At 65.6% G+C, this 17,580-nt stretch carries 16 protein-coding genes and 1 pseudogene; 11 read left to right on the forward strand and 6 right to left on the reverse strand.

Translation table 11 applies throughout. The features are described from left to right. Positions 1-84 precede the first annotated feature (84 nt). Positions 85-531, reverse strand: a complete 447-nt coding sequence (locus tag ACFZAI_RS27335) for a MarR family winged helix-turn-helix transcriptional regulator (protein WP_391569946.1) — start codon at positions 529-531, stop codon at positions 85-87. 81 nt (positions 532-612) lie between these two features. Beyond that, positions 613-1,518, reverse strand: a complete 906-nt coding sequence (locus tag ACFZAI_RS27340; RefSeq protein ID WP_391569947.1) for a LysR family transcriptional regulator — start codon at positions 1,516-1,518, stop codon at positions 613-615. Positions 1,519-1,673: 155 nt separating this feature from the next. Here ACFZAI_RS27340 and argC point away from each other — a divergent pair, with 155 nt between their 5' ends. Continuing rightward, entirely contained in the window at positions 1,674-2,606 is a 933-nt protein-coding gene (gene argC, locus ACFZAI_RS27345; protein WP_391569949.1) for an N-acetyl-gamma-glutamyl-phosphate reductase, read from the forward strand. On the opposite strand, the gene ACFZAI_RS27350 is transcribed toward argC, so the two are convergent. Then, positions 2,603-3,493 carry a LysR family transcriptional regulator gene (locus ACFZAI_RS27350; protein WP_391569950.1) on the reverse strand — a complete coding sequence of 297 codons (891 nt, stop codon included), beginning with the start codon at positions 3,491-3,493 and terminating at the stop codon, positions 2,603-2,605. The genes argC and ACFZAI_RS27350 overlap by 4 nt on opposite strands. 133 nt (positions 3,494-3,626) lie before the next feature. On the opposite strand from ACFZAI_RS27350, the pseudogene ACFZAI_RS27355 reads away from it, so the two are divergent. From ACFZAI_RS27355 to ACFZAI_RS27370, 4 genes and pseudogenes are all read left to right on the forward strand, one after another. Next, positions 3,627-5,276, forward strand: a pseudogene (locus ACFZAI_RS27355) (ATP-dependent acyl-CoA ligase); the annotation flags it as partial. A gap of 37 nt (positions 5,277-5,313) precedes the next feature. Continuing rightward, positions 5,314-6,627, forward strand: coding sequence for an MFS transporter (locus tag ACFZAI_RS27360; RefSeq protein ID WP_391569952.1), 1,314 nt, complete (start codon positions 5,314-5,316; stop codon positions 6,625-6,627). A gap of 152 nt (positions 6,628-6,779) precedes the next feature. Next, positions 6,780-7,838, forward strand: a complete 1,059-nt coding sequence (locus tag ACFZAI_RS27365; protein WP_391570283.1) for a thiolase family protein — start codon at positions 6,780-6,782, stop codon at positions 7,836-7,838. Beyond that, positions 7,835-8,161, forward strand: coding sequence for a Zn-ribbon domain-containing OB-fold protein (locus ACFZAI_RS27370; protein WP_391569953.1), 327 nt, complete (start codon positions 7,835-7,837; stop codon positions 8,159-8,161). Before ACFZAI_RS27365 ends, ACFZAI_RS27370 begins: the two co-directional genes overlap by 4 nt. Positions 8,162-8,213: 52 nt before the next feature. Here ACFZAI_RS27370 and ACFZAI_RS27375 read toward each other — a convergent pair whose 3' ends face one another. Together ACFZAI_RS27375 and ACFZAI_RS27380 are read right to left on the reverse strand one after the other, a co-directional pair. Beyond that, on the reverse strand, positions 8,214-9,044 hold the full coding sequence (locus ACFZAI_RS27375) for a redoxin family protein (RefSeq protein ID WP_391569954.1): 831 nt from the start codon (positions 9,042-9,044) through the stop codon (positions 8,214-8,216). Then, a complete protein-coding gene (locus ACFZAI_RS27380; protein ID WP_391569955.1) occupies positions 9,041-9,355 on the reverse strand; it encodes a hypothetical protein in 315 nt (104 codons plus the stop codon). The genes ACFZAI_RS27375 and ACFZAI_RS27380 overlap by 4 nt, the downstream gene beginning before the upstream one ends. 158 nt (positions 9,356-9,513) lie before the next feature. Between ACFZAI_RS27380 and ACFZAI_RS27385 the strand changes: the two genes are divergently transcribed. The 6 genes from ACFZAI_RS27385 to ACFZAI_RS27410 all read left to right on the forward strand — a co-directional run bounded on the left by ACFZAI_RS27385 (position 9,514) and on the right by ACFZAI_RS27410 (position 15,068). Next, positions 9,514-10,296 (forward strand): transporter substrate-binding domain-containing protein, encoded by a 783-nt coding sequence (locus ACFZAI_RS27385; protein WP_391569956.1) that lies wholly within the window; start codon positions 9,514-9,516, stop codon positions 10,294-10,296. A 20-nt stretch (positions 10,297-10,316) separates the two neighbouring features. Further along, positions 10,317-10,970: an amino acid ABC transporter permease gene (locus ACFZAI_RS27390; protein ID WP_054422969.1), complete on the forward strand. Its 654-nt coding sequence runs from the start codon at positions 10,317-10,319 to the stop codon at positions 10,968-10,970. An 88-nt stretch (positions 10,971-11,058) separates the two neighbouring features. Beyond that, positions 11,059-11,811 (forward strand): amino acid ABC transporter ATP-binding protein, encoded by a 753-nt coding sequence (locus tag ACFZAI_RS27395; protein WP_175169471.1) that lies wholly within the window; start codon positions 11,059-11,061, stop codon positions 11,809-11,811. Positions 11,812-11,859: 48 nt separating this feature from the next. Continuing rightward, the gene (locus tag ACFZAI_RS27400) at positions 11,860-12,477 is read left to right on the forward strand and encodes an ATP-binding cassette domain-containing protein (RefSeq protein ID WP_391569957.1); all 618 of its coding nucleotides are present in this window, start codon (positions 11,860-11,862) and stop codon (positions 12,475-12,477) included. Further along, on the forward strand, positions 12,468-13,268 hold the full coding sequence (locus ACFZAI_RS27405) for an ABC transporter permease (RefSeq protein WP_391569958.1): 801 nt from the start codon (positions 12,468-12,470) through the stop codon (positions 13,266-13,268). Before ACFZAI_RS27400 ends, ACFZAI_RS27405 begins: the two co-directional genes overlap by 10 nt. Positions 13,269-13,478: 210 nt before the next feature. Beyond that, entirely contained in the window at positions 13,479-15,068 is a 1,590-nt protein-coding gene (locus ACFZAI_RS27410) for an ArnT family glycosyltransferase (RefSeq protein WP_391569959.1), read from the forward strand. 103 nt (positions 15,069-15,171) lie between these two features. Here the strand turns inward: ACFZAI_RS27410 and ACFZAI_RS27415 are convergent, their stop codons facing one another. After that, entirely contained in the window at positions 15,172-17,400 is a 2,229-nt protein-coding gene (locus tag ACFZAI_RS27415; RefSeq protein WP_391569960.1) for an NADP-dependent isocitrate dehydrogenase, read from the reverse strand. Positions 17,401-17,580 lie beyond the last annotated feature (180 nt).

The following is a 17,580-nucleotide window of genomic DNA, read 5'->3' on the forward strand; positions in this document are numbered from 1 at the left end:
CTCCTCGCGTGCTTGAAATATGTCGCGGGACGACAATTTATCACGCGGCAACTGACGGCCAGCTATCAGCGCACGGGCCACGCGTCAGCCAGCGTCGCCGTCGATGCGGGCCAGCAAACGGCCCAGCAGCGGGCGCATGGCGCGCAGTTCTTCCAGATGCGAAGCCGACAGGCCTTCCAGCACGCGTTCCGCTTTTGGGGTCAGCACGACCTCAACGCGGCGGCCGTCTTCGGCGTCGTCCTCGCGGCTGACGAGCTCAAGGCGGGCCAGCCGGCCGACCAGCTCGGCCGCGGTGTGGGGACGAATCAGCAGGCGTTCGGCGATTTCGCCCACGTACAGGCCGCGCCGCCCAGGCGGATGCTTGCGCGTGCCTTTGATGGCCAGCAGGGTCTGGTGCTGTTGAGGCGTTAGATCGAACTCGGCCGCCGCGCCCTCGCTGAAGGCGGCGAAGGTGCGCAGTGCGTATCGGAAGTCGGCCAGCAGTTCGTAGTCAGCAGGCGACAAAGTGGTGGGGGACGGATCATTGTTCACCCGGCGATTCTAATAGATCATCGGCGCCGCGTGGCCTGTCCGTTTGTCCTACTTCTTGTTGGCGGGGTGTCAGGGTTTGGCTCAGGATGCCGCCGCCGCGCCGCTTGCCGCACGCAGTTCCCACAGCACGTCCAGCACATGCTGGGTCGCGCGTTCGACCTTTTCGGCGCGGTGCGCGATGCCCAGCGGCCGCCACAACGCGGGCCGCAGGGGGCGCATGATGATGCGCGGGTCGGCCTGCGGCGCGGTGGTTTCGTGCGGCAGCAAGGTCGCGCCGTAACCCGCGGCCACCAAGCTTTTAATGGCGTCGTTGTAGTTCAGCTGGATGCGGGCACGCGGATTCAGCCCGGCGTTGGCGAACCATTCGCCGGTTTGGCGCGACAGGCGGGTGGTGGCGTCGTTCAGAATCAGCGGGCGCGCCGCGAGCCAGGCGGGCGTGACGCGCGCGGGGGCGGGCCAGCCCACGGGCAGAAAGGCCATGACCGGGTCACGCCGCCAGGGTTTGATGATCAAGCCATCGATAGGCGGTTGCGGCAGCGCCACCAGCCCAATGTCCAGCGTGCCGTCGTTTAAGCGCTGCAACGTTTCCTGGGACGTCAGCACCGCCACTTGCACGTCAATGCCCGCGTGGCGCTGGCCCAGCGTTTCCAGCGCCTGCGGCAGCAGATGCGCAATGGCGCCGGTGGATGCGCCCAAGCGCACGCGTCCGGACAAGCCCTGCACCTGCCGCTGCACATCGTCCAGGGCTTGATCGGCTTCGGCCAGCAGCCGGCGCGCGCGTTCCAGCAGCGTATCGCCAATGGCGGTGGGGCGGACCTGTCCGCGCTTGCGCGTCAGCAGCGGTGCGCCGATGCGCGCTTCCAGGTCGGCCACATGCAGGCTGACGGTAGGTGGGGCCAGATGCAAGGCGCGCGCGGCGTCCGCAAACGAACCCAGGTCGGCAATGGCGACCAGCGTACGCAGGCGGTCCAGGCTGATTTCACGCATGGGTTATTCGTTCAGAAAAGATGAAGTTGACGGTCATGATATTCGACTTTTCTTATGTTGAGCGCAGGCCGATGATACCGGCTGGCTTCATTGATTCCCTTACTTTTTCTCTTTACCCCACCCTTGACCCCACCCCTTACGCGACGGAGCACGTCATGACGCACCCCCTGGTTTTTATCGACGGCGACCAAGGCACGACCGGCCTGCAAATTCACGAGCGGCTGCATGGCCGGACTGATTTGCAGTTGCTGACGCTGCCCGATGCCGAGCGCAAAGACCCGCAACGCCGCGCCCAGGCGATCAACGCCTGCGACGTGGCCATTCTGTGTTTGCCTGACGAACCGGCACGCCAGGCGGCGGCATCGGTGGTGAACCCGGCGGTGCGCGTCATCGACGCCAGCTCGGCGCATCGGACCACGCCGGGCTGGGTGTATGGCTTTCCGGAAATGAGCGCGGGGCAGGCCGAGCGCATCGCCCACGCCAAACGCGTCAGCAACCCGGGCTGCTATCCCACGGGCGCCATCGCCTTGCTGCGGCCGTTGATTCAGGCGGGTCTGGTGCCGTCGGATTATCCGGCGGTGGTGCACGCCGTGTCGGGCTATTCGGGCGGCGGGCGCGCCAGCGTGGACGCTTACGAGGGCGCGGGCGGCGTGCAAGGTCCGGCGTTTCAGCTGTATGGCTTGGGCCTCGCGCACAAGCACACGCCGGAAATCGAAGCGCACGCCGGGCTGACGCAACGCCCCGTGTTCGTGCCGGCTTACGGCGCGTTCCGGCAGGGCATTGTGCTGACGATTCCGCTGCAACTGCGTTTGCTGCCGGCGGGCGTCACCAGCCAGCAATTGCACGATTGCCTGCAACAGCACTATGCCGGCACGACGCATGTGCAGGTGGTGGGCCGGCAGGAAGCCGCCGCGCAGTCGCACTTGGACCCGCAGGCGCTGAACGGCACCAACGATTTGCGCCTGGCGGTGTATGGCAATGAACAGCACGGCCAGGTGTTGTTGACGGCCGTGTTCGACAACCTGGGCAAGGGCGCATCGGGCGCGGCCGTGCAGAATCTGGACTTGATGCTGGCTGCGATGGGCTAGTGGGATGGGCTACTGGGATCGGCCAGCGTGGCTTCTACCAGCCGGCGCAGCCACATCGTGCCCGGGTCGCTTTCAAAGCGCGCATGCCAATGCACGGTGACGCACAAGGGCGGCAACGAGATGGGCAGCGGGCGGATGTCGAACGCGTGGTCGCGGTTGAACCAGAGGGCGGCGCGGTACGGCAGCGTTACGGTCAGATCGGTGCGGCGCACGATTTCGGCGGCGGCCGAAAAGTGCGGCAGCGCCAGATAGGGCTGACGATGCAGGCCGGCTTCGCCCAGCACGTCGTCCAGCAGGCGGTGCGCGCTGGCGCGCGAGGCCACCAGAATATGGTCCAGCCGTTTGAACTGGCCCCGCGTCAGGCCCGCGGACAGCACCGGGTGCCCGCGCCGGCCCATGCACGCATAGCGCTCGCTGAATAAATCGGCGTGGCACGTGTGGCGGCCCAGGCCAGCCAGGTTGCCGATAGCCAGATCGACTTCACCATCCTTCAACGCTTGCGGCAGCTGCTCCAGCGCCACCTCCAGCACTTCGATCTGCAAGCGCGGGGCCAGCGCATGCACACGTTCCATCAGCGGCGGCAGGAACACCATTTCCCCAATGTCAGACATCGATAGCCGGAAACGCCGCGTGCTCGTCGCCGGGTCGAATTGCTGGCGCAGGCTGACCGCTTCGGCAAAGCTGTTCATGCCGCGCTCAATGGGGTCGGCCAGTGCAAACGCGACGGGCGTGGGCTGCATGCCGGTGGCGGTGCGCACAAAAAGCGGATCGTTGAATTGTTCGCGCAATCGGCCCAACGCGTAGCTGACGGCAGGCTGGGTCAGGTTCAGCCGCTGCGCCGCGCGCGTCACGCTGCGCTCATGCAGCACGATCAGGAAAACCCGCATGAGATTCAGATCAAAGTCCACGCATGCCCTTGGTATCAGTCTGATTTATAAGATAAATAATACCCATAAATTTGACACATAAATAGTTGATTCCTAGACTAATTCCACAGAGTCGCGCGATGCCACGCAGCGGCCGAACCGCTGGGGAAGCGTTGTCATGCATGCGTTGACATTGCCGTCGTTATTGGTGGAGCAGGGCGCCCGCTTGGGCGATCAACTATGGGTTCAAGCGCCCGGCGGCGCGCTGCGTTTCGGCGACGCGCCGGCCCACGCCGCAAGCTGGGCCGCGCGTTTGGCGGCGGCGGGCGTGGCGCTGGGCGACCGCGTGGGGCTCATGGCCGGCAACCGGCATGAATTCCTGTCCGTCGTGCTGGGTTGCGGCTGGCTGGGCGCGGTGGTGGTGCCCATCAATACCGCATCGCGCGGCATGCAGCTGCGGCACATCCTGGCCAATAGCGGCTGCGTGCTGCTGGTGGCGGACGCAGCGTCCTGTGCCGCGTTGGCGGCGCTTGCGTCCATGCCCGCCATGCAGGATGGCAATGCCGGCAAGCACGCCGGGCAACACGCCGCCTTGGCGCTGCGCCAGATCTGGCTGCTGGACGAGGTGGCGGACGTGGCGGGCCTGCCTGCGCCCGCCAGCGCGCCGCCCGCCCTGCACGCGAGCGATGCGGGCGTGCCTGCCGCCGCCGACATCGGCCCCGGCGACATGCTGGCCATCTTGTACACGTCTGGCACATCGGGCTTGTCCAAAGGCGTGTGCTGTCCGCATGCGCAGTTCTATTGGTGGGGCAAGATCGCCGCGCGCAATCTTGAAATCACCAGCGCTGATGTGCTCTACACCAGCTTGCCGCTGTTTCACACCAATGCCTTGAACGCCTGCTTTCAGGCGCTGGTGACGGGCGCGTCCATCATTTGCGACGAACGCTTTTCCGCAAGCCGCTATTTCGACCGGCTGGAAGCCACAGGCGCCACCGTCACGTATCTGCTGGGCGCGATGGTGCCGATGCTGCTGGCGCATGAACCCGCTGCGTCCGAACGCCGGCATCGCACCCGCATCGCCTTGGCGCCCGGCGTGCCCGAACGTTTTCATGCGGCCTTCACCGAGCGCACGGGCATCGCGCTGCTGGAAGGCTACGGCTCTACCGAAACCAACTTCGCGCTGGGCGGCACCTTGGCCCAGCAGCGTCCCGGCACGATGGGCCGGGTGGCGCCCGAGTTCGACGCCATCGTTGCCGACGAACACGACGCGCCCGTGCCAGATGGCGAACCCGGCGAATTGCTGCTGCGCGCCACGCCGCCGTTTGCGGTCGCCACCGGCTACTTCGGCATGCACGACAAGACGGTCGAAGCCTGGCGCAACCTGTGGTTCCACACGGGCGACCGCGTGGTGCGCGACGCCGATGGCTACTTCCGTTTCCTGGACCGCATGAAAGACGCCATCCGCCGCCGCGGCGAGAACATTTCGTCTTACGAGGTGGAACAGGTGCTGCTGGCGCATCCGGCGGTGGCCGTGGTGGCGGTCTATGCCGTGCGCTCTGAATTGGCCGAAGACGAAGTCATGGCGGCGCTGGTCTATAAGCCCGGCCAGACCTTGACGCCTGCGGCCCTGCTTGATTTCTGCCAGCCCCGCATGCCGTATTTCGCCGTGCCGCGCTATCTGCGCGTGCTGGACGATCTGCCGCGCACCGAGAACGGCAAGGTCCGCAAGTTCCGCTTGCGCGAAGAAGGTATCACCGGCGACACCTGGGACCGGGACGCCGCCGGCTATCGCGTGGCGCGCTAGCGCGCCATTGATCCATTCAAAAATCCAAGGGGCGGCAATGACGATGGCATACAAGGGGGCGGCGTTATCCGCCGCCGACGAAGCGAAAAGAAAGCGCACGCGGCGCGTGGTGACGGCTTCCGTCGCGGGCAACGCGATGGAGTGGTACGACTTCTTCATCTACGGCACGGCGGCGGCGCTGGTGTTTGGCGAACTGTTCTTTCCCAAAGGCACCGACCCGTTACTGGGCACCATGGGCGCGTTCGCCGGCTTTGCCGTGGGTTTTCTGGCGCGGCCGCTGGGCGGCGTGATCTTCGGCCATATCGGCGACCGCTATGGCCGCAAGCTCGCGCTGGAGTGGACGCTGGGGCTGATGGGCGCAGCGACTTTCCTGATCGGCCTCTTGCCCACCTACGAGCAGGTCGGATTCTGGGCGCCCGTTGCCATGGTGGTGCTGCGTATCGTGCAAGGCGCGGCCGCGGGCGGGGAGTGGGGCGGCGGCGTGCTGCTGATCAGCGAAGCCGTGGGCGGCAAGCGGCGCGGCTACTTCTCGTCGTTCAGCCAGTTGGGCGTGGCCGGCGGCTTTGTGCTGTCGTCTGGCGTCTTCATGCTGGCGCAGCAATTGCCGCAGGATTCCTTCATGAGCTGGGGCTGGCGCCTGCCGTTTTTGCTGAGCGTGCTGATCTTTGGGGTTGGCCTGTATATCCGCAAGCACATCCCGGAAAGCGATGAATTCGTGCAAGCCAAAAAGACGGCCAAGCGCGGCATGCCGGCGGTGGAAGTGTTCCGGCGCTATCCGCGTCAGGTGTTGACGGCGATGGGGCTGCGCGTGGCCGAGAACGGCGGCTCGTACATCTTCCTGGCCTTTGCGCTGGCCTATGGCAAGTTCCTGGGTATTTCCAACGACATCATGTTGGGCGGCGTGCTGGCGTCGATGTTCATCGAGCTGGGTACGCTGGTGTGGTTCGGCCATTTGTCTGACCGCATCGGGCGGCGCGCCGTGTATTTGATTGGCTCGGTGGGCTTGGTGCTGGTCGCGTTTCCGTTCTTCTGGATGGTGCAGACAAAGGAGCCGCTGTGGATTTTCCTGGCCTTCTTCCTGGGCAACACGGTGTGCCACGCCGCCATGATCGGCACGCAGCCCGCCTACTTTGCCGAGCTGTTCCCCGCTGAAGTCCGCTACACCGGTTTGGCGCTGGGGCATGAGCTGGCGTCGGTATTCGCGGGGGGCTTGTCGCCGCTGATCGCGATGGCGCTGCTGCGTAAATATGAATCGGCCACGCCCGTGGCGTGGTTCCTGGTGGGCATGGCGGCCATTACCGTCATCACCTTGCTGCTGACGCGCGAGCCGCCCCGGCAGGACACGGAATGAACGCGATGGCCAGTGACGGCGGCGACGCCAGCCCGGACGACGGCTTCAATGCTGGCGCAGGCGCCAGCCTCCACCGCGGCCCCGGCATTGTCAGCGTCGGTGAAACCCCCGCGTTGCGCCATCCCGACGCGTCGTGCTCCACGGCCGGCCTGATGGCGCAGGCGGTAGGCGAAGCCCTGCGCAACGCCGGGCTCAGCCCCGCGCAGGTGGATGGTCTGGGCGTGGCGTCGTTCACGCTACGCCCGGACCGCGCCATTGATCTGGCCTGGCGGCTGGGGCTGCGCTTGAACTGGTGCATGCAGGACGAGATGGGCGGCGCCAGCGCCATCAACTTGCTGCGTCAGGCGTGGCTGGCGCTTGCGGCCGGGCAGGCGGAAACCATTGTGCTGGTGTCGGGCGACCACTTCACCGGCGCCGATTTTGCCGGGCTGGTGCGCGGCTACAACCGTACCGCGCAAGACTACCTGAGCCCGCTGGGCTGCGAAGGGCCGAACCCCATGTTCGCGATGCTGACGCAGCGGCAGATGGCGGCAACCGGGCTGCGCCGCGAAGACTATGGCGCGCTCTGCGTGGCGCAACGCCAATGGGCCGCCGGCAATCCCAACGCCGCCTATCGCCAGCCGCTGACGCTGGCGCAATACCTGGACGCGCCCATCGTCGCGCCGCCCTTGAGCCGGCTGGACTGCGTGCCGGTGGTCAGCGGCGCCAGCGCCCTGGTGCTGCGCGCCCGCCCGCAAGGCGTGCACGTGCGGCTGGTGGCAAGCGGCGCCCGCTACAACCACGATCAGCAGGAAGGCGATGGCCTGGAAACCGGCATTGCCGCCTTCGCGCCCGCGCTGTGGCGGGCGGCAGGCATGGGGCCAGACGACATGGATGTGGTCAGCGTGTACGACGATTACCCGGCGATGGCCTTGGCGCAGCTATGCGACTTGTGCGTTGCCCGCGCGGGCGACTTGCCCGGCTTCATCGCCCGGCGCATCGCCACCCGCGATCTGCCGGTGAATACCGCGGGCGGCCAGTTGTCGGCGGGCCAGGCGGGTACGGCAGGCGGCATGCACGGGCTGGTTGAGGTGGCCCGGCAACTGTTGGGTCAGGCGGGCGGCCGCCAGTTACGCGGGCTGCGCCATGGCGTCGTTACCGGCTACGGCATGGTCCAGGTGCGTTACGGCATGTGCGCCAACGCGGCGGTGCTGACGCGGGAGGGGGCATGAGCCTGAATATTGATCAATGCCGCGCATGCGCGCACCGGTGCTATCCGTCCCGGCTGTGGTGCCCGGCTTGTGGCCACGACCAGGTGCTGCCGGTGGCGGTGGACGATGCCGAGCTGCTGGCGTGGACGGTCATGCCGGCAAAAGGGGACGCGGCCGATGAGGCCGGCCCCGCCATCATCGCTACCGTGCGCGCCTTGCCCGACGGCCCCATGCTGGTCGCGCGGCTGGAAGACATGCCCACGCATATCGGCCAGCGTTTGCGCCTGTTCGGGCGCGAGACGCAGGGGCGGGTGTTGCCGTGGGCGAGGACGCTGCCCGGGTGAACGGCGATGGGCGGAAGGGCGCTTGGGTAAGCGCTGGTTGGGTGTAGACCACCTAGTCGCCGCTGTCCGCCGCCCGGATCGATTCCAGCCGCTGCGCGAGCGACGCCGTGGACAATTCACCCACCCGCAAATCCACCAGCCGGCCCTGCGCATCCAGGAACAACGTGGCCGGCAAGCCCCGGTTGCTGAACTTGCGCGACGCCTCGCCGGCCGGGTCAATCAGCACGTTGCGTAGCGCGGGCGCGTGCTTGTCCAAGAACTGCGCTACGTCTTGCGCGGCTTCCGCCTGATTCAGAAATACGAAGTTGACGTCCGCGTTGGCCGCCTGCGCCGCCGCAAAGGCCGGCATCTCTCGCCGGCACGGCGGACACCAACTGGCCCACAGGTTGATCACGGTGGGCTTGCCGTGAAAGGCCGACATCGTGGCGGGCGCGCCATCCATGCCGTGGACGGCCAGCGCAGCCAGTTCGGGTTGCGGCTGCGGCGTCGGGGCCAGCCAGCGCCCGCCGCCCAGCCACGCGGCGCTGGCCAACGCCAACGCGCCCAACAAAGCCACGCGCGGCGCCTGGCGGCGCAATACAGCGATGACGGCATAGGCCCACGCTGCCGCGAGCCCCGCCAAGCCAATCCAGCCGCCATCGCGCAAGTCCAGCATCTTGACCGGGTCGGGCAGGTAGTGGTCGCGGTAGCGCCAGACGAAGCTCAGGCGGGCGGCCAGCAGGCCGATGATCAACGCCCGCCACAAGACGGTGCTCAAGTGCGCGGCGCGATCGCGGTCGCGATTCACGAGCTTGGCCGCCAGCAGGCCGACCACCCCGGCGGCGATCAACAGCGCAAGTTCAGTAGGCAATACCAGAGGGCCGAGCCGAATGGCGGGCGTCATGCGTCCGCCTTGGTGTTGGCCGTGTCAGGCGGCGCAAAGCGGAAGGCAATGCGCATGTTCGCACCCAAGCCGGTAATGCGCAGGTCGTGAATACGCGCGCTGCCGGGCAGGGGCAGGGGGCCTTCAGCGGTGAAGCCGTGCCCGTCGATATCGTCCTGCAACGTGCCGCCATCTTGCGCCTGAAATAGCGCGGCGTAGGTCTCAAAATGCGGGGACGGGGAAAAGCTGCCTTCCATTAGCACGCCGCCAGACGTGCGCACCTGCGCCACGCCCACGAGCTTGCCCCCGCCATCCTTGATGTTGAATTCCATGCTCGGCTCCCGAATGAAGCGGACTAGCCTAGCATGCGGCGCGCCCCGCAGCGCCGGGGCAACCGGCATGGTCCGGCAGTAACGCTAAAATGGCGGCTCGCGGCTGCCTGTCCAGCCTTTCCGGCATTCTTATTCTTGCGCCTGGCGCACCCATAACTATGAAAAAACTGACCGCTGTTCTCCTCGTGTCCGCCACCACGCTGCTGACCGCTTGCGGCCCGAGCGACAACGCGACCCCGGCCAGCGCGGCCGCTTCGAAGAAGGTCGTCGTGGGGCTGGATGACAACTTCCCGCCCATGGGTTTCCGCGACGCAAGCAACCAGATCGTCGGTTTTGACGTCGATATGGCCAAGGAAGCCAGCAAGCGCCTGGGCATGGAAGTGGAATTCAAGCCGATCGACTGGAGCGCCAAGGAAGCCGAACTCAACGGCAAGCGCGTCGATGTGCTCTGGAACGGCTTGACCATTACCGAAGAGCGCAAGAAGAACATCAGCTTCACCGCGCCGTACATGGCCAACCACCAGATCATCATCGTCGGCACGCAGTCGCCCGTGAAGGTCAAGAACGACCTGGCCGGCAAGGTGGTCGGCGCGCAGGATGGCAGCAGCGCCACCGACGCCATCGCCAAAGACCCGGTTGCCGCGCAGATCAAGGAAGTGAAGAAGTTCGGCGACAACGTCACCGCGCTGATGGACCTGGCCGCTGGCCGTCTGGACGCCATCGTCGTGGACGAAGTGGTGGGCCGCTACCTGATCAGCAAGCGCGCCGGCGAATACCGCGTGCTGGACGAGAACTTCGGCACCGAAGACTACGGCGTTGGCGTGCGCAAGGACGACACCGAACTGCTGGGCAAGCTGGACAAGACGCTGGATTCGATGAAGCAGGACGGCACCGCCGGCCGCATCGCCACCCAGTGGTTTGGCGCGAACATCATCAAGTAAGCGGCGCGCGAACCCACTGAATGGACTACGTACTCTCTTTGCTGGGGCCCATGGCGGAAGGCGCGAAAGTGACCTTGACGCTGTTTTTCATCACCCTGGCCCTGGCGGTGCCTTTGGGGTTGGTGCTGGCCCTGGCGCGCATTTCTAAGTGGCCGCTGCTGAGCAGTCTGGTGAACGGCTATATCTGGCTCATGCGCGGCACGCCGCTCATGCTCCAGATGCTGTTCATCTATTTTGCGCTGCCGTTCGTGCCGGTGATTGGCGTGCGGCTGCCGGATTTTCCGGCGGCCGTGGTGGCGTTCGCGCTGAACTATGCGGCGTATTTCGCCGAGATCTTCCGCGCCGGGATTCAGTCGGTGGATCGCGGCCAGTACGAAGGCAGCAAGGTGCTGGGCATGACCTATCTGCAAACGTTGCGCCGCATCGTGCTGCCCCAGATGGTGCAGCGCGTGCTGCCGCCGATGAGCAACGAAACCATCACGCTGGTGAAGGACACGTCGCTCATCTACGTGCTGGCGCTGAACGACATCCTGCGCACGGCGCGCGGCATCGTGCAGCGTGATTTCACGACCACGCCTTTCCTGGTCGCCGCCGCCTTCTATCTCCTCATGACGCTGGTTCTGACGTGGTTCTTCCAGCACATGGAAAAGCGCTATGCCAAATATGACCAGTAATCCGCAGGCAGGCGCCAGCCTTTCCGGTACGGAACGCTCCGCTGTCGTCCGGCCCGGTATGGACCAACCCGGCCTGGACCGCCCCGTCATGATCCAGGCCAGCGGCATCATCAAGTCGTTCGGCGCCAACCGCGTGCTGGACCAGGTGTCGCTGACGCTGGGGCAGGGCGAGGTCGTGGCGGTGATCGGGCCGTCGGGCTCGGGCAAAAGCACGTTCCTGCGCTGCCTGAACCACCTTGAGACCATCGACGAAGGCAGTATCGATGTCGAAGGCGAATCGATGGCGCGCGCGGTTCCGGGCGGGCGCAGCCAGTACGCCAGCGATGCCGAAGTGCGCCGCATCTGCCGCAAGATGGGCATGGTGTTTCAGTCGTTCAACCTGTTCCCGCACATGACGGTGTTGCAGAACATCATCGAAGCGCCGATCACGGTCAAGGGCATGACGAAGGCGCAGATCATCCCCAAGGCGGAAGAGTTGCTGCGCAAGGTCGGCCTGCTGAACAAGCGCGACAACTATCCCACGCGCCTGTCCGGCGGCCAGAAGCAGCGCGTGGCGATTGCGCGCGCGCTGGCGATGGAGCCCGACATCATGCTGTTTGACGAGCCCACCTCGGCGCTGGACCCCGAACTGACGGGCGAAGTGCTGCGCACCATGAAGCAGCTGGCCGACGAACGCATGACGATGCTGGTCGTTACCCACGAGATGGGCTTTGCCCGCGAAGTGGCGCACCGCGTCATCTTCATGGACGACGGCCGCATCGTGGAAGAAGCCCCATCCGCCACGTTCTTCAGCGCGCCGCAACACGCGCGCAGCCGGGAATTCCTGGCGCACATGCTGTAAGGCAAGCCGGGTGCGGGCAACGGCCTTGCACCCCTCTCGGAGGTGACCATGCGCCCTGACAACGTTCCCGTCCTGCGGTTGCGCGGCGTGTACAGTCAGCGCCTGGCCCCCGTCAGCTTGGATTTGGCGGCAGGCGAGTGCGGCGCGATTGTCGGGCCGTCGGGGTCGGGCAAGTCATTGCTGCTGCGGCAAGTGGCGGACCTGGACCCCGGGCATGGCGAGATCGAACTCGATGGCAAGCCGCGTTCCGGGATGCGGGGCTACGAATGGCGGCGCCAGGTGGTGTATTGCCAGGCGGAAGCCGGGTGGTGGGACGACCACGTCGCGCCGCACTTCCCAGACCGCACCCAAGCGCAAAGCTTGATGCAGGACTTGGGCCTGCCCCCCGAAAAGCTGGATGCCTTAGTGCACGAGCTATCCACGGGCGAGCGCCAGCGCCTGGGGCTTGCGCGCGCGTTGGCGCAGCAGCCGCGCGTGCTGGTGCTCGATGAGCCCACGGCCGCGCTGGATCAGGCGGCCACCGCCCGCGTGGAAGCGGCATTGCAGCAATTCCTGGATCGTGGCGCGGCCATTCTGATGGTCACGCACAACCCGGAGCAGGCCCGCAGGCTGGCGCGCCGCACCTGGCGCATGGCGCAGGGCCAACTGGAGCCGTTATGGACGTGATCAAGCTGCAAGCGCTGGACCTGGTCATTGCGTCGTTATTGGTGCTGCTGTGCGCGGCGATCTCGTTTGCGCTGCGCTTGAATTTGCAGCGGCAGGTGTTGTGGGCGGCGATCCGCACCGTCGTGCAATTGCTGCTGGTCGGCCATATTCTGCGCGTGGTGTTCGCGCATGCCACGCCCTGGCTGACGGCGCTGGTGGTGGCGGTGATGATGGCGCTGGCCGCGCGCGAAGTGGCAGCCCGCCCCAAGGCGCGGCTGGCCGGGCATGGCAATGGCTGGGTTGGCACGCTGGCGGTGGCGGCCACCACCCTGATCACGGCCATGTTCATTCTGAACACCGCGCTGCGCCCCGACCCCTGGTTCGACCCGCGCTACGCCATCGCGCTGGTGGGCATTGTGCTGGGCAGCGTGCTGAACGCCGCCAGCCTGGCGCTGGACGGCGTGCTGTCGGGCGTGCGCCGCGAAAAACTGGCGATCGAAGCGCGGCTGGCGCTGGGCGCGACCCCGCAGCAGGCGTTCGCAACGCTGTTGCGTGAATCCGTGCGCCGCGGCATCGTACCCAGCATCAACCAGATGTCGGCGGCGGGCATCATTACCTTGCCCGGCATCATGACGGGCCAGATCATCGCCGGCATGGACCCCATCGACGCGGCCAAGTACCAGATTCTGCTGATGTTTCTGCTTTGCGGCGCAAGCGGCATGGCGGCCATGGCGGCGGCCTATGGCGCCATGCGTCGGCTGACGGACGAGCGCGGGCGCTTGCGTCTGGATCGTCTGTCGGCGCCGAAATAGGGCGCCCATCGGCGTCGGCAATTCAATAAATTTAAGATCGTTTTAAGAAATTTCATGAGAACTCGACGCGCGCCTTCTCATAATGAGCGCAATGTCGAGCCTTTTTGAACGTTTCTTCCTACGGACTTTCATGCCTTTTGAGTCTTGCTTGCCCCCATTTTCTGGCCACTATCGCCTTGCCGCCGTTCGTGCGGCGCAGGAGCGCCGGGCATGAGCGCCGTCCTGACCCCAACCGCCCAGTCCACACACGCGGCGGCCACGCAAAGATCCATTCCCGGCTGGCAGGTATTGCTAGGGCTGGCCGTCTGGCTGGCCGCGTTGGCGTGGGCGCGCTGGCTGACCTTGCCTGACGAAGGGCGGTATGCCGGCGTGGCGTGGGAGATGCTGCGCAGCCAGTCGCCCATGGTGCCGCTGCTGGACGGGATGCCGTATTTCCATAAGCCGCCCTTGTATTACTGGCTGGCGCAAATCAGCTACGCCTTGTTTGGCGTGCATGAATTCAGTGCGCGCCTGCCGTCGCTGCTGGGCGCATGGAGCGCAGGCGCGGGGCTGTATGCGTTTGTCTCGCGCTACCGCAACGTGGCGCAGGCGCGCTGGGCGGTCGTCATCCTGGGCCTCACGCCCTTGTTCTTCGGCGCCGCGCAGTTCGCCAATATGGACATGTTGGTGGCCAGCATGATCACGCTGTGCGTGTTGGCCGCTGCGGACACCGCCTTGCGGCGCGCAGAAGGACGGCCGTTTCGCGCGATGTCGATTGCAACCGGGGTGCTCGCGGCGCTGGCGGTACTGGCCAAAGGCTTGATCGGCCTGGCGTTGCCCGGCGCCATCGTGCTGGCCTGGCTGGTGTTGCAGCGCGACTGGCGCGGCATGCGCGCCTTGCTGTGGGCGCCGGCCTTGCTGGCGTTCGCCGTGGTGGCCGTGCCGTGGTTCGCGTTGATGCAGATGAAGTTTCCGGGCTTCTACCACTACTTTTTTGTCTACCAGCACTTCGAGCGCTTTGCGCAAAGCGGGTTCAATAACGCGCAGCCGTTCTGGTTCTATGTGCCGATTGTGGTGGGCCTGGCCTTGCCGTGGTCGATCTGGGGGGCGGCCATTTTCACGCGCGGCTTCTGGCGTGACGCCGATCCGCAGGGCTTGCGCCGGCTGATGGCGATCTGGATCGCGGTGGTGATGGTGTTCTTTTCCATCCCGCAGTCCAAGTTGATTGGGTATGTGCTGCCCGTGTTCCCTGCGCTGGCGTTCCTGATCAGCGAACGTATCGCGCCCGCTTGGGCGGCAGGTAAACGCCGGGGCATAAGCATTGCAGTCATCGTGGCGGTAGTGATCTGCCTGGGTGCCATTGTTGCGGCGGCCGCCAACCCGCGCGGCAGCGCCGGGCTGACCATGAAGGAACTGCGCGGTGAAATCCGGCCGCAAGATACCCAGGTCGCGCTGCATGCGTTGCCGTTTGACCTGGGCTTTTACACGCAGGCGTCTGAACCTGCCTGGATTGTGGATGACTGGCTGGACCCCGCCATTCCCACCCGCGACAACTGGCGCAAGGAACTGTATGACGCGGCCGAGTTCGACCCCATCGTGGGCAAGCGCGTGCTGGTGCAAAACGGTGATTTGACCGCGCGGCTGTGCGCGTCCGCCGACGGTACGCGCTTTTGGATCTGGGGCCGGGACGATGACGCGGGGCGTTATCCCGCCATCAACGGCGTGGCGCCGCGTCTACCGGGCGACAAGCGCGCCGTGTGGCGGCTGGACATCGACAACGCGTTCCGCCAACGGATGTGCGCAGGGCAGGCGGCGAAGTAGCCAGGCAACCCAGCTCGCAAGCGATAAAAAAGCCGGCAGCCTTTGAAAGGGCTGCCGGCTTTTTTTGTACTGGCGGTAACTCAATACCGCCAGATCCTGACGCTTAGCCGATGGAGGCCAGCACCTGGTTCAGCGTGGCGCTCGGGCGCATGGCTTGGCTGGCCTTGTCTTCGTTCGGCTGGTAGTAGCCGCCGATGTCAACCGGCTTGCCTTGGGCCGCCTTCAGCTCGTCCACGATCTTGGTTTCGTTTTCGGCGAACGCACCCGCAGCGCCAGCGAACTGCGCAGCCAGGGCGCGGTCGTCGGTTTGCGCGGCCACGGCCTGGGCCCAGTACATGGCCAGGTAGAAGTGGCTGCCGCGGTTGTCCAGGCCGCCAACCTTGCGGTCGGGCGACTTGTTCTCGTCCAGGAACTTGGCCGTTGCCTGATCCAGCGTCTTGGCCAGAATCTGCGCGGTCGGGTTCTTGTACGTGCGGCCCAGGTGATCCAGGGATTCGGCCAGCGCCATGAATTCGCCCAGCGAATCCCAGCGCAGGAAGCCTTCTTCCAGGAACTGTTGCACGTGCTTCGGGGCCGAGCCGCCCGCGCCCGTTTCGAACAGGCCGCCACCGGCAACCAGCGGAACGATCGACAGCATTTTGGCGCTGGTGCCCAGCTCCATGATGGGGAACAGGTCAGTCAGGTAGTCGCGCAGCACGTTGCCGGTGACCGAAATCGTGTCCAGGCCTTCGCGGATGCGCTTGACCGAGAACTTGGTGGCTTCAACCGGGTCCAGAATGCGCAGGTCCAGGCCGCTGGTGTCGTGGTCGTTCAGGTACTGCTTGACCTTGGCGATGATCTGGGCGTCGTGGGCGCGATTTTCGTCCAGCCAGAAGACGGCGGGCGTCTTGCTGGCGCGGGCGCGGTTGACGGCCAGCTTGACCCAGTCCTGGATCGCGGCGTCCTTGGTCTGGCACATGCGCCAGAGGTCGCCAGCTTCCACGGCTTGTTCCAGCAAGACCTTGCCCGACGCGTCGGTGACGCGCACGGTGCCCGATGCCGGGACGACGAAGGTCTTGTTGTGCGAACCGTATTCTTCGGCGGCTTGCGCCATCAGGCCGACGTTGGGCACGCTGCCCATCGTGACCGGATTGAACGCGCCATGCTTCTTGCAGTCGTCGATGACGGCTTGGTAGACGCCAGCGTAGCTGCGGTCGGGAATGACGGCCTTCGCGTCTTGCAGCTGGCCTTCGGCGTTCCACATCTTGCCGGAGTCGCGAATCATGGCGGGCATGGACGCGTCGACGATGACGTCGCTGGGCACGTGCAGGTTGGTGATGCCCTTGTCGGAATTCACCATCGCCAGTTGCGGCAGGGTCTTGTAGGCGGCGTCGATGTCGGCGGTGATCGCGGCTTGCTGGTCAGCCGGCAGCGATTGGATCTTGGCGTACAGGTCGCCAATGCCGTTGTTGGGATCGAAACCGGCTTGCTTGAGCACGGCGGCGTGCTTGGCCAGCACGTCTTTGTAGAACACGGACACGACGTGGCCGAAGATGACCGGGTCAGAGACCTTCATCATCGTGGCCTTCAGGTGCACCGAGAACAGCACGCCGGTGGTCTTGGCGTCGTCGATCTGGGCTTGCAGGAAGGACTTCAGCTTGGCGGTCGACAGCACGGCGGCGTCGATGATCTCGCCGGCCTTGACCGGGGTCTTTTCCTTCAGGACCGTCTTCGTGCCGTCAGCAGCGGTCAGTTCGATCTTGACGTCGCCGGCGTCGGCGATCAGGGCCGACTTTTCGGTGCCGTAGAAATCGCCTTCGGACATGTGCGCCACGTGCGACTTCGAATCCGCCGACCACGCGCCCATCTTGTGCGGGTGCTTGCGGGCGTAGTTCTTCACCGACAGCGGCGCGCGGCGGTCGGAGTTGCCTTCACGCAGAACCGGGTTCACGGCGCTGCCCTTGACCTTGTCGTAACGCGCCTTGACGTCGCGTTCGGTGTCGTTGGCGGGGGCGTCCGGGTAGTCGGGCAGCTTGTAGCCTTGCTCTTGCAGTTCCTTGATGGCCGCCTTCAGTTGGGGCATCGAGGCGCTGATGTTCGGCAGCTTGATGATGTTGGCTTCGGGCTTGACGGCCAGCGCGCCCAGTTCGGCCAGAGCGTCGGACAGCTTCTGGCTGTCGTCCAGATAATCCGGGAACAGCGCGATGATGCGGCCGGCCAGAGAGATGTCACGCGTCTCGACTGTAATGCCTGCGGGCTTGGCGAATGCCTGGACGATGGGCAGCAGCGAACGGGTTGCAAGCGCCGGCGCTTCATCGGTGAGGGTATAGATAATCTTCGGAGTAAGAGACATGATCCTTGAATCTGTTCGGCGCATAGCGCTTTCGGCGCAAACCCGAACATGCTAAGCGGCGTACGCCGGTAGATGTTGTCGAGAGTGGGTTCGTATGGGCAGAGGCGGGGCGGACCCCGGATTTGCTCAATCCGGCAGGCGCCTGCCCTTTATTTGTTGGCTCGATGACTCGGCCAATCT

Source organism: Achromobacter sp. NPDC008082 (assembly GCF_042957345.1).
In the GTDB taxonomy this organism is placed as follows: Bacteria; Pseudomonadota; Gammaproteobacteria; order Burkholderiales; family Burkholderiaceae_B; genus Achromobacter; species Achromobacter kerstersii_A.